This window comes from Pseudomonas sp. B7(2017), assembly GCF_002112745.1.
GTDB classification, from domain to species: domain Bacteria; phylum Pseudomonadota; class Gammaproteobacteria; order Pseudomonadales; family Pseudomonadaceae; genus Aquipseudomonas; species Aquipseudomonas ekonensis.
Genome location: NZ_NEIP01000011.1, coordinates 80,268 through 92,238, shown reverse-complemented (window position 1 = coordinate 92,238; position 11,971 = coordinate 80,268). Strand labels below are relative to the sequence as shown.

At 66.8% G+C, this 11,971-nt stretch carries 6 protein-coding genes; all 6 read left to right on the top strand.

From position 1 onward, the window contains the following. Positions 1 to 176 precede the first annotated feature (176 nt). The 6 genes from CAG29_RS20180 to CAG29_RS20155 all read left to right on the top strand — a co-directional run bounded on the left by CAG29_RS20180 (position 177) and on the right by CAG29_RS20155 (position 11,754). Entirely contained in the window at positions 177 to 1,904 is a 1,728-nt protein-coding gene (locus CAG29_RS20180) for a ShlB/FhaC/HecB family hemolysin secretion/activation protein (protein WP_085695034.1), read from the top strand. A 98-nt stretch (positions 1,905 to 2,002) separates the two neighbouring features. After that, the gene (locus tag CAG29_RS20175; protein ID WP_085695033.1) at positions 2,003 to 6,478 is read left to right on the top strand and encodes a hemagglutinin repeat-containing protein; all 4,476 of its coding nucleotides are present in this window, start codon (positions 2,003 to 2,005) and stop codon (positions 6,476 to 6,478) included. Positions 6,479 to 6,785: 307 nt separating this feature from the next. Further along, positions 6,786 to 7,613, top strand: coding sequence for a hypothetical protein (locus tag CAG29_RS20170; protein ID WP_085577513.1), 828 nt, complete (start codon positions 6,786 to 6,788; stop codon positions 7,611 to 7,613). Positions 7,614 to 7,707: 94 nt separating this feature from the next. Then, positions 7,708 to 8,208 (top strand): sigma-70 family RNA polymerase sigma factor, encoded by a 501-nt coding sequence (locus CAG29_RS20165; RefSeq protein WP_085577512.1) that lies wholly within the window; start codon positions 7,708 to 7,710, stop codon positions 8,206 to 8,208. A 40-nt stretch (positions 8,209 to 8,248) separates the two neighbouring features. Continuing rightward, entirely contained in the window at positions 8,249 to 9,232 is a 984-nt protein-coding gene (locus CAG29_RS20160) for a FecR family protein (protein WP_085695032.1), read from the top strand. A gap of 98 nt (positions 9,233 to 9,330) precedes the next feature. Next, the gene (locus CAG29_RS20155) at positions 9,331 to 11,754 is read left to right on the top strand and encodes a TonB-dependent receptor (RefSeq protein ID WP_085695031.1); all 2,424 of its coding nucleotides are present in this window, start codon (positions 9,331 to 9,333) and stop codon (positions 11,752 to 11,754) included. Positions 11,755 to 11,971: the final 217 nt, after the last annotated feature.

The window sequence follows — 11,971 nt, the reverse complement described above, 5'->3', positions numbered from 1 at the left end:
GAAACCCTGAGGGTACGCAGATCCCTCCGTGATTACGGTCGATGACGGCAAATCACTGAATTGTTTAAGAAATGTAACCACTGTAGGAAGCGTCTTGCATTTGCGTAGGAGGGCTCCGACTATCACGAACATTGATGAAGTGGCATTACGCCATTTGATGATTGCAAGGAAGTTGAGTGCCGTATTCGTTCCGCGCTGTTTCCCGTTGCCGTTCCCTGCGTCGCCCGTTGTTGTCGGCTTTTGTGTTGGGCGTGTGCGCCTTCCCGGCCGGGGCTGCCGAACCGGCGTCCGCCGGCCAGGAAGCGCTGCGTCAGCAGCAACAGCAACAGCGCGACCTGCAACAGCTGCAACTGGAACAACGGCGCCGGCAACTGGAACGTGGCGCGTTCGGCCCGGCGCCGGCCTCTACGGCCACCGCCCAACCCGTCACCCCCGACGAGCGCTGCTGGCCCCTGAGCGGCACGCGCATCGGCGGCGTCACCCTGATCGACAGGGACGCGCTCAATGCGCGGATCAAACCGCTGCTGGCGCCGTGCATGGGCGTCAACCAGATCAATCACCTGCTGGCGAACATCACCGCGATCTACGTCGAGCAGGGCTACATCGCCAGCCGTCCCTATTTGAGCAGTGCGCCGGCGGCGGGGCAGTCGCTGGACATCCTGGTCGACGAGGGCTACGTCGAATCCATCGAACTGGCCGACCAGAGCCTGCCGGTGTCGCTGGGCGGCGCCTTTCCCCACATGCTCGGCAAGCCGCTGAACCTGCGTGACCTGGAGCAAGGGCTGGACCAACTGAACCGCCTGCGGTCGGTGGACCTGACCGCCGACATCGCCCCCGGCAGCCAGCCCGGCGCTTCGCGGATCATTCTGCGCTCGCGCACTTCAGGCCAATCGCGCTGGGCCCTGGGGCTGGGCGCCGACAACCTCGGCAGCGCCAGCACCGGGCGCGACCGCAACACCGTCAGCCTGAGCCTCGACAGCCCGCTGGAGCTCAACGACCTGTTGAGCCTCAGCGCCAGCGACACCCTCAACCGGGGTGACCGCTACAGCCGCAACGCCAGCCTGTACTACGCGATTCCCTACGGCTACTGGACCTACAGCGCGTTCGCCAGCCACGCCGAGTACCGGGCGCCGTTCAAGCTCAGCACGACGACCCTGTACAGCACCGGCATCACCGACCAGCTCAGCCTGCGCGCCGACCGCGTGCTCTGGCGCGACCAGAGCCACCAGCTCAGCGCCAACCTGCAACTGGCCCACAAGGACGTCGACAGTTACCTGGCGGACGCGCGCCTGGGCATCCAGAGCCCGACGCTGACCGTGGCCGAAGCCGGGCTCAACCTGTTCTGGCTCGACCGCGCGGTGTGGAACCTGGATGTCAACTATGCCCAGGGCCTGCGCAGGTTCGGTGCCGACGATGACGCCGCGCGCCAGGTCAGCAACCTGCCCAAGGCGCAGTTTCGCAAGTACCGCGCCGGTCTCAGCCAATGGCGCAACGGCCGGCTCGGCGATCAGGCCTGGCAATGGCAGAGCCAGCTCAACCTGCAATACAGCCCCGACCCGCTGCCGGCCATCGAACAGATGCTCGGCACCGACGATTCCGCCGTGCGCGGCTACCGGGTCGCCAGCGCGTCGGGCGCCAGCGGCGCGATCTGGCGCAACACCCTGCGCCTGCCGCTGGCCACGGGCGGGCCTGTGCAGGTCACCCCGCGCCTGGGGCTCGACCACGGCTGGATCAAGGCCGACCACGGCGCGCCGGGCCAACGCCTGAGCGGCGCCAGCGTCGGCTTCAATCTGGGCTGGAAGAGCCTGCAGGTGGACGTCGATTACCAGCGCAACCTCAACACCCCCAGCGGTTTGCCCCATGAGCCCGACGCCTGGCTGATGCGGGTGGGGGTGCAGATATGAACAACGCAGTGAACCCACAGCCGACGGATCTGAGCGCGACAGCCCCGGCCAAGACCAAAACGCGCGACGTGATGCCGTACTTACATGGAGACGTTTTTATGCCAGCACACACCTTCGCATTCAACCTTTCGCCCCGGGGCCAATTGCGCTGGGCCATCGCCAGCCTGTTCCTCGCCGCCCACCTGCCCAGCGCCCTGGCCGGCGGCGTGGTGGTCGCCCCCGGCCCCGGCGGCACCGCGCAAGTGCAGACCCAGGGCGGTGTGCCCATCGTCAACATTGTCGCGCCCAACGGCTCGGGCCTGTCGCACAACCAGTTCCTGGACTACAACGTCGACCGCCAGGGCGTGGTGCTGAACAACGCCCTGCAGGCCGGGCAATCGCAGCTCGCCGGGCAACTGGCGGCCAACCCGCAACTGCAGGGCCAGGCCGCGAGCGTGATCCTCAACGAAGTGATCAGCCGCAACCCGTCGGCCATCAACGGCGCCCAGGAAATCTTCGGCCGCGCCGCCGATTACGTGCTGGCCAACCCCAACGGCATCTCGGTCAACGGCGGCAGTTTCATCAACGCGCCGAACGCCAGCCTGGTGGTCGGCCGTCCGGAGCTGAACGACGGCAAGCTGCAATCGCTGAACACCCGCGACGCCAGCGGCCAGTTGCAGATCCAGGCCGGCGGCCTGCGCAACGGCGAAGGTTCGGTGAACCTGATCGCCCCGCGCATCGACAGCCAGGGCAACCTCAGCGCCCGTGACCAATTGAACGTCACCGTCGGACGCAACCAGGTGGATTACGCCAGCGGCCAGGTGAAGACCGTGGACCCGAGCGGCCACACCGCCGGCCAGCGGATCGACGCCAGCCTGTTCGGCGCGATGCAGGCCGGGCGCATCAATATCGTCAGCACCGCCGAAGGCGCCGGCGTGAAGGTGGGGGCGGTGCAGGTGGCCGGGCGCGACGGCGTGCAGATCCGTTCGGCCGGCGACCTGAGCGTCAGCGGCCAGGCCGTCGCCGACAGCCTCGATGTGACCCGTGCCGGCATTCGCAGCAGCCAGGGCGATGTCGGCCTGCACAGCGGCAAGGACCTGACCCTGGCTGCCGCCGATGTCAGCGGCCGCGACGTGAAGGTCGACGCCAACCGCAACCTGACCCTCACCACCGTGGAAAGCCGCAAGCTCCAGGAACAGCGCGAGAACTGGAGCAACAACACCATCGGCATCACCTGGGAAACCTACGAACGCACCCGCACCGACAGCGATTCGCGCCAGCACGGCAGCCAGATCGTCGCCAGCCGCGATGCGCAACTGTCGTCCGGCAAGGACACCGAACTGAACGCCGCCAAGGTCGAAGCGACCGGTGACCTGAGCGTGCAGAGCGGTGGCGACCTGCGCGTGACCGCCGCCACCGAGCGCCACGTGCAGACCGACCAAGGCAAGCACCGCAAGCACCTGTGGAAGGCCGACTGGGACAGCAGCAGCGAGACCCAGCGCAGTGTCACCAGTCAATTGACGGGCGGCAACATCGCCCTGCAGACCGCCGCGCTGCTGCGCTCCGAAGGGGCAGAGCTGACCAGCCGGGGCGACCTGCAACTGGCCGGCAAACAAGTGGACATCACCACCGCCAGCCGCACCGACCGCAGCAGCGACAACCGCTACGCGGGCGATCTGGTGGGCGGCGGCTTCTTCGGCAAGACCGGCGACGCCGACAAGGGCCAGACCCGCCACCAGGGCAGCAAGGTCAACGCGAGCGGCAAACTGACGGTCAAGGCCGACGACGTGCGCATCAGCGCCAGTCAGGTGCGCGGCGGCACCGACGCCAGCGTGATCAGCGACAGCGGTTCGCTCATTGTCGATGGCGTGCAGGACACGTCCCACAGCAACAGCCACGACAAGGACAGCAAGTTCTTCGGCATCACCAAGGACGAGTCCCGGCAGAACGCCAAGGACAGCACCACGGTGCGCAGCGAACTGGTGTCCGACAGCAACCTCAAGCTCAAGAGCGCCAAGGACATCGAAGTCGCCGGCGCCTCGGTCAAGGCCGGCGCCGCGCTGACCGCCGACGCGGCGGGCGATGTGAACGTGAAGGCTGCGCAAGACACCCGCGAGCGCAGCGACAGCACCCAGACCCGCGGCTTTGACGCCTACGCCAAAGAGAACGCGCCGGACGCCGGGCAGTACCGCGCCGGCATTCATTACGAAGACAAGCAGAAGACCGTCACCGCCAACGATGTCAGCCAGCAGGGCGCAAGCCTCACCGGTGGCACCGTGCAGGTGAAGGCCGGCGGCGACCTGACGGTCAAGGGCGGCGAGGTGAAATCCACCGCAGGCGATACGACCCTCAGCGGCAAGAACGTGTCGCTGCTGGCGGAGCAGGACAGCCATCAGACCTCCACCGACACCGCCAACACCGGCGGCGGCTTCTACTACACCGGCGGCCTTGACCGCGCCGGCAGCGGCATCGACTTCGCCCGCGACACGGCGCACGACGCCACCCGCAAAACCACCGCGCAGACCACCGGCGTGCAGAGCAGCGGCGGCCTGACCATCAATGCCGGCACACTCGTCACCGAAGGCGCGCAGCTCAAGTCCGGCAACGGCCTGAACGTGGTCGCCAACGAGGTGGACAACCGTGCGGCCGGCAACACCTCCAGCAGCACCCACGACGAGAGCCACTGGTCGGCGGACATCGGCGCCAACGTCGAGTACAAGGACATCGCCCGGCCGGTCGTCGCAGCGGTCAAGGACGTGCTCGCCGGCAAGGTGCCGGACAAGGACGCCCTGAGCAACCTCGGGCAGCCGAACGTCGGCATCGATGTCGCAGTGGGCCACGCCAGCGCCGGCAAGACCGAGCAGGGCAGCACCGCCGTGGTCAGCCGCTTCGACGGCGCCACCGTGGACGTGAACGTCGCCGGCACGCTGAAGGACCAAGGCACCCAATACAACGCAAGCGCCGGCAAGGTGAACATCGGCGCGGACAAACTGGTGGCCGACGCGGCCGCCGATACCCGCAGCAGCAGCGACAAGGCGGTGGACGCCAAGGTCGATGTGCGCGTCTACACCAAGACCGGCGAAGACGTGAACGTCGCCGGCAGCGGCGCCGGCGGCAGCAGCCAGACCCGCAAGGACAGCGCCACGGCGGTGGTCGGCGGCTACGCTGGCAGCCAGGGCGTGAACATCAACGTGCGCGGCGACGCGCAGTTCGAGGGCAGCCGCTTCGACGGCGGCCAGGGCGGCGTCAGCGTCAAGACCAGCGGCGACTTGGCCCTGAACCAGGCCAACGACCGTCAGGGCAGCGACACTTCCAGCCTGCGCGGCAACGGCTCGCTGACCGTCGGCACCTTGCCGGGCACCGACGGCACCAACGTCGATCTCGGCGCCGGGTTCCAGCTCGACCACACCGGCAAGCAGGTCAACGACAGCCAGGCCCGTGTGGCGAGCGTCCAGGGCAACGGCCCTGTGCAGTTCACCAGCGGCGGCAACCAGGTCCAGCAAGGCGCGAAGATCGACAGCGCAGGCGCCATCGACCTGAAGGCCGGCGGCACCCTCGACCTGCAAGCGGCCACCGACACCCACGTCGCCACCGGCGGCAACCTCGGCGGCGGCCTGAAGGCGGGCGGCAGCAAGACCAGCAGCGAGAAGAGCCGCGATCAGGGTGGCAACCTCAGCGGCAACTTCAACATCGGCCGGGTGAACGAGAACACCCAGACCCTCAAGGGCGGCCAGCTTGACAGCCAGACCAGCATCGCCCTGAGCGGCGATTCGGTGCGCCAGCAAGGCACCCAGGTCGGCGCGCCGAGCGTGAGCCTCGACGCCGGCAAGGGCGGCATCGCGCTGGAATCCGCGCAGTCCAGCGACAGCCGCAACAACTGGAACGTCGCCCTGAACGCCGGCGGCAACCTCAGCCAAAGCACACCGACCGCCGCCGATGAGAAGGCCACTAGCGACCACGGCTTCAACGCCGGGGCCAAGGTGGGCGTGGACTATGTTCAGGGCACCACGCAGCAGAACAGCCGGATCAAGGCCGATGCGGTGGTGTTGAACAGCGCGGGCGACGCCCGTCTGAGCGGTGCGCAGGTCGAGGGCAAGACCGTCGGCGGCAACGTTGCCGGTGACCTGACCGTCGAAAGCCGCCAGGACACGCAGAACCACGCCAAGGTCGATGTGGATCTGGGCCTGACCGGCAAGAAGAACCCGCCGAGCGACAAGAAGGAACTGGCCGGCACCGACTACAAGCCGACCCTCACCGCCCAGGGCGAATACGCCCACAAGGACAGCGTCGGCCAGGCGTCCGGCATCAGCGGCCAGCAAGGCGTGAACCTGAACGTCGGCGGCGCCACGCAACTGACCGGCGCGCGGGTCTCGGCGGCGGGCGGCCGGGTGCACCTGGGCGGCTCGCCGGTCGGCAAGACGGATCTGGACAACCGCGACTACGGGGTCAAGGCCAGCCTGACCCTGCCGCACAAGGCTGAAGAGAACGCACCGAAGGTCTCGGTTGAGAACGGCACGCTGAAAGCCGGCCCGGTCACCGTCAGCGGTCATTTCGACAGCCAGACGCTGCAGGCCGGCATCGACGAACGCGGCTGAAGCCCCCATGGTGGATGAGCCCTATCCACCGTCCAACCCTGCAGGAGCGAGCTTGCTCGCTCCTGCATTCTTCAGGCCTCAACCCAAACGACAAGCATGCCCCTGTGGGAGCGAGCCTGCTCGCGATGGCGTCGGACCAGTCACTGCAAAGGTGCCTGTTCCATCGCCATCGCGAGCAGGCTCGCTTCTACAGGGGGGCATGGTCTGGTCTGCGTCGATTTCTTCGCCCCCGCTGGAAAACCCGCAGGCCTGCAACTAGCGTGTGAGAACGGACGCTCACTGCAAGGGACTGACGGGGTGCAACGACATGGGCAAGAAGTTCGGCAACGGCTGGTGGATCGATGAAGGGGTGTTGATGTCCGACGAGCGCGCGACGGATCTCGAAGCCGCCGCCGGGCATTTTCCGGACGAATACGACCCGATGATCTTCCTTACCGGCGATGCCCACCGCGAGCCGCCGTTCCAATGGGCGGCGCAGGGCGTCTGGGCGAACTTCTTCGCACCGCTGATCGAAGACAACAAGATCGTCTGCCATGTCGAGCAGTACCCCAGGGCGGTCACCCGTGATTCGGTGCCGCCGCTGTTCGGCCCGGTGTTTGACCACGGCAAGGTGTTCGGCTGGGAGCACGCGGTGTTCCCGATCCTCGAAAACCTGATGAAGAACTACTACAACCGGGCGCAGGACTTTCCCGCCAACATCACCGTCGGGTTTGTCCGCGGTGCGTTGGGCGACAGCGCCAAGGTCGCGCAGATGGGGTTTCTGAGAACCGAGCACCAAGCGTTCGTGGACTTCGCCAAACCCTACGTCGAGGAAAAGACCGGCCTGAAGGCCATCTTCAGTTCCACCCCGTCGTCGACGACGCGGCTGTCGGCAACGGACGGCGCCAAGTTCAAGGAACTCTACTCGGCCTACGTGCGGGCCGGCATGGAGCTGCGCACGGGCATCCATCCTTACATCGCCCCCGCGATCCAGCGCCTGATCGACACCTACCGCGACCACATCCACCTGATCACCTGCGGTGACGCGCACCTGCTGGTCAATCCGCTTTATCAGTATCTGCATCCGCCGGAGGGGTGTTTCGGCATCGTCGATCCGGACCAGGGCAAAGGAACGGGCAAGATCAAGGCCAAATAGGGCGCAGGCCGCCTCCCGTCGACAGGCCCAAGGAACGATTGCCGGGCTTAATACGAAGCATTACTATTCACGCCCCTTTCCTCAGCACGCCGCCATGATCCCCATGCTGCCCCGCAGACCCGGCTTTTTCGAGCATTACGAAGAGTTGATCGGCACCTGGACCCGTCGCCTGCGCAATCGTCAGCAGGCCGAGGACCTGGCGCACGACACCTTCGTGCGGGTGCTCGAAACCGATGCGGCGACAGTGCAGCAGCCACGGGCGTACCTGCACCAGACCGCACGCAACATCGCGGTGGACGGCTTTCGGCGTGAGGACCGACGGGGCGCCATGGAGTCGGAGGCGATCGATCTCAGTGAGTCGCCGACCGGCGACCCGGAGCATTACATGCATGCGATCCAGTTGGCCGATTCCATCGAGCGGGCGCTCGCGGAGCTGCCGGTCAACTGCCGGCGGATCTTCGTCTGGCAGAAGCTCGAAGGCCTGACCCAGGCGGAAATCGCCGAGCGCCTGGGGCTGTCCAGGAACATGGTGGAAAAGTATATGATCCGCACCCTGCGGCACCTGCGCGACCGTCTGGACGGGTTGCAGCCATGAGCGGGCGCCGTCATTCATCCCCGGCCAGACAGGACATTCCATGATGCAGACCCGTGATTGCGCGTGCGGGCAGGCAACGGTGCGCGATGAGGCGGCACGCTGGTTCGTGCGCCTGCAGGAGGCGGCCGTCAGCGTGGACGAGCGGCAGCGCTTCGACGCCTGGCTGAACGAACATGCCTCGCACCGCGACGAGTTCCTGTTGCTGCAAGGCGTGTGGACCGCCGCCGACCTGCTGCCGGCGCCACGCCTGAAGGCCTTGTGCGACGAGCCGCCGGCCCGCCGCGAGCGCCGGCCGGCGCTGCGCTATGCGGTGGCCGCCGGGGTGCTGGCGGTGGCGGTCGGGCTGGGGCTGTTCAGCGGGCTCAACCCACCGGCGGGCTACAGCGCCGAATTCGCGACGAAGACCGGCGAACGGCGGCATGTGGCGCTGCCTGACGGTTCGGTCGTCGACCTCGACAGCCGGAGTGCCTTGAAGGTGCGCTTTGAAAAGGATCGCCGCGTCGTCGAACTCACCGAAGGCGAGGCGATGTTCAGTGTCGAGCACGACACCTCGCGTCCGTTCGTGGTCGAGGCCGGCAGCGGCAAGGTCACGGTCACCGGCACCCGCTTCGACGTGCGCCGCGACCCGGCGCAGACCCGGGTCGCGGTGGAGCAGGGCACGGTCAAGGTGCAGGGCCGCAACGCGCGGGACAACGCCTTCGTCAGCCTGACCGCCGGCCTGGGCACCCATGTCGACGCCCAGGGCGCCGTCGCGCCGGCCTACGCGGTCAACCCGGCCGAGCTGACCGCCTGGCGCAGCGGCAAACTGGTGTTCAACAACGCCAGCCTGAGCGATGTGGCGGCGCAGGTGTCCCGTTACCGCGACAAGCCTCTGAAGGTCTCCGGCCCCGCCGTGGCCAACCTGCGCCTGACCAGCGTGTTCCGCACCAACAACACCGACGCCTTGCTCAAGGCCTTGCCGAACATCCTGCCGGTGGCCGTGCGCACGCTGGCCGACGGCAGCCAGGAAATAATTTCAAAATAAAATTCAGGTTTTTTTCGAGTTCATCGTCTTCCTGTTCAACTGCAACTGGTTTGCATTAACAGACGCATACACTTGCGATCCACAGGACTACGTTCGACGTGAAAAACACCAACGCCAACAACAAGAAATCCCCTTGGCTGCCGCTGGCCCTCGCGCTGGCGGTCAACGCTGCCGTGCCGCTGGCGTTCGCCGCCGATGTCATTCACATCCGCGCGCAGCCGCTGGGCCAGGCCCTGAGCGAATTGGGCCAGCAAACCTCGCTGCAAGTGTTTTTCAGTCCTGACCTGGTCGCCGGCAAACAGGCCCCGGCGGTGGACGGCAACCTCTCGCCGGAACAGGCCCTGCGCCAATTGCTGCAGGGCAGCGGCCTGGACTACCAGATCAACAAAGGCTCGGTGACGTTGTCACCGGCGCCGACGGCCGCCGCCAACGGTCCGCTGGAACTGGGCGTGACCGACATCAAGGTGGTCGGCGACTGGCTCGGCGACGCCGACGCCGCCGTGGTGCAGAATCACCCCGGCGCCCGTACCGTGATCCGCCGCGAAGCGATGGTGGAGCAGGGCGCCATGAACGTCGGCGACGTGCTGCGCCGGGTGCCGGGCGTGCAGGTGCAGGAGGCCAACGGCACCGGCGGCAGCGACATCTCGCTGAACGTCGGCGTGCGCGGCCTGACCTCGCGCCTGTCGCCGCGCTCCACCGTGCTGATCGACGGCGTGCCGGCGGCCTTCGCCCCTTACGGCCAGCCGCAGCTGTCGATGGCGCCGATCTCGTCGGGCAACCTCGACAGCATCGACGTGGTGCGCGGCGCCGGTTCCGTGCGCTACGGGCCGCAGAACGTCGGCGGCGTGATCAACTTCGTCACCCGCGCCATCCCCGAAAAGGTCACCGGTGAAATCGGTACGACGCTGGAGACCTCCCAGCACGGCGGCTGGAAACACATCGACACCGCCTTCCTGGGCGGTACCGCCGACAACGGCCTCGGCATGGCGCTGCTGTACTCCGGCGTCAACGGCAACGGTTACCGCGAGCGCAACAACGGCAACGACATCGACGACGTCATCCTCAAGACCCATTGGGCGCCGACCGAGCAGGACGATTTCAGCCTCAACTTCCACTACTACGACGCCAGCGCCGACATGCCCGGCGGCCTGACCCAGAAACAGTACGACGACAAGCCGTTCCAGTCCGACCGCGACTACGACGGCTTCAGCGGGCGGCGCAAGGACGTGTCGTTCAAGTGGATCCGCCAGATCGACGAGCGCACCCAGGCCGAAGTGCTGACCTACTATTCCGACAGCTTCCGCGGCAGCACCATCGCCGCCCGCGACCAGAAGACTCTCAGCTCGTTCCCGCGCTCCTACTACACGCTGGGCATCGAGCCGCGCGTGTCGCGGGTGTTCGACGTCGGCCCCACCACCCAGGAAGTCAGCGTCGGCTACCGCTACCTGAAAGAGGCCATGCACGAGCAGTCCAGCCGCCTGGCCCTGGTCAACAACCAGCCGGTGGTGACCAAGACCTCCGACGGCCACGTGTTCCAGGACCGCACCGGCGGCACCGAGGCCAATGCGGTGTACGTCGACAACAAGATCGACGTCGGCAACTGGACCGTGACGCCGGGCATCCGCTTCGAGCACATCAGCACTGACTGGCACGACCGCGCGGTGCTCGACACCGCCGGCAAGCGCGTGCCGGAGAAGAACCGCAGCATCGAAAGCAACGAGCCGCTGCCGGCCCTGAGCGTGATGTACCACCTGTCCGATGCGTGGAAGCTGTTCGCCAACTACGAGACCTCGTTCGGCAGCCTGCAGTACTTCCAGCTCGGCCAGGGCGGCTCGGGCGACCAGACCGCCAACGGCCTGAACCCGGAAAAGGCCAAGACCTACGAGATCGGCACCCGCTACAACGATGACGTGTGGGGCGGCGAGGTGACGCTGTTCTACATCGACTTCGACGACGAGCTGCAATACATCAGCAACGACGTGGGCTGGACTAACCTCGGCGCGACCAAGCACCAGGGCGTCGAAGCGTCCGTGCACTACGACATGGCCGCGCTGGACCCGCGCCTCGACGGCCTGACCGCCAACGCCGGCTTCACCTACACCCGGGCGACCTATGAAGGGGAGATCCCGGGCTTCAAGGGCCGAGACCTGCCGTTCTACTCGCGCCAAGTGGCCACCGTCGGCCTGCGTTACGACATCAACCGCTGGACCTACAACCTCGACGGCTTCGCCCAGTCCAAGCAACGCTCGCCGGGCACCGGGGTCAACGCCGACGGCAGCTTCAGCGGCAACTACATCACCGAAGGCACGGCGGACGGGCAATACGGCGACATTCCGGGCTACGTGACCTGGAACGTGCGCGGCGGCTACGACTTCGGCGCGCAATTGTCGAACCTCAAGCTGGGCGCCGGGGTGAAGAACATCTTCGACAAGCAGTACTTCACCCGCTCCAGCGACAACAACTCGGGGATCTACGTGGGCACGCCGCGTACGTTCTTCGTGCAGGCCAGCGTCGGCTTCTGACGACTCCCGCAGCGCCCCCGCTCCCCCTGTGGGAGCGGGCTTGTCCGCGATGACGGCAGCCCATCCAACTTCGATGTGTCAGGCAGGCCGCCATCGCCAGCAGGCTGGCTCCCACAGGAGATCTCCAGTGAATGCAGGGCTGTGGTCACCGCAGAACCCTGTGGGAGCGAGCCTGCTCGCGATGACGGCGGCCAATCCAGCATCCATGTGTCAGGCA

What these genes read in the sequence shown, in the direction of transcription:
- CAG29_RS20175 (WP_085695033.1), top strand. Translation starts at nt 2,003, where the DNA reads ATGCCAGCACACACCTTCGCATTCAACCTTTCGCCCCGGGGCCAATTG.
- CAG29_RS20165 (WP_085577512.1), top strand. Translation starts at nt 7,708, where the DNA reads ATGATCCCCATGCTGCCCCGCAGACCCGGCTTTTTCGAGCATTACGAA.
- CAG29_RS20160 (WP_085695032.1), top strand. Translation starts at nt 8,249, where the DNA reads ATGATGCAGACCCGTGATTGCGCGTGCGGGCAGGCAACGGTGCGCGAT.
- CAG29_RS20170 (WP_085577513.1), top strand. Translation starts at nt 6,786, where the DNA reads ATGGGCAAGAAGTTCGGCAACGGCTGGTGGATCGATGAAGGGGTGTTG.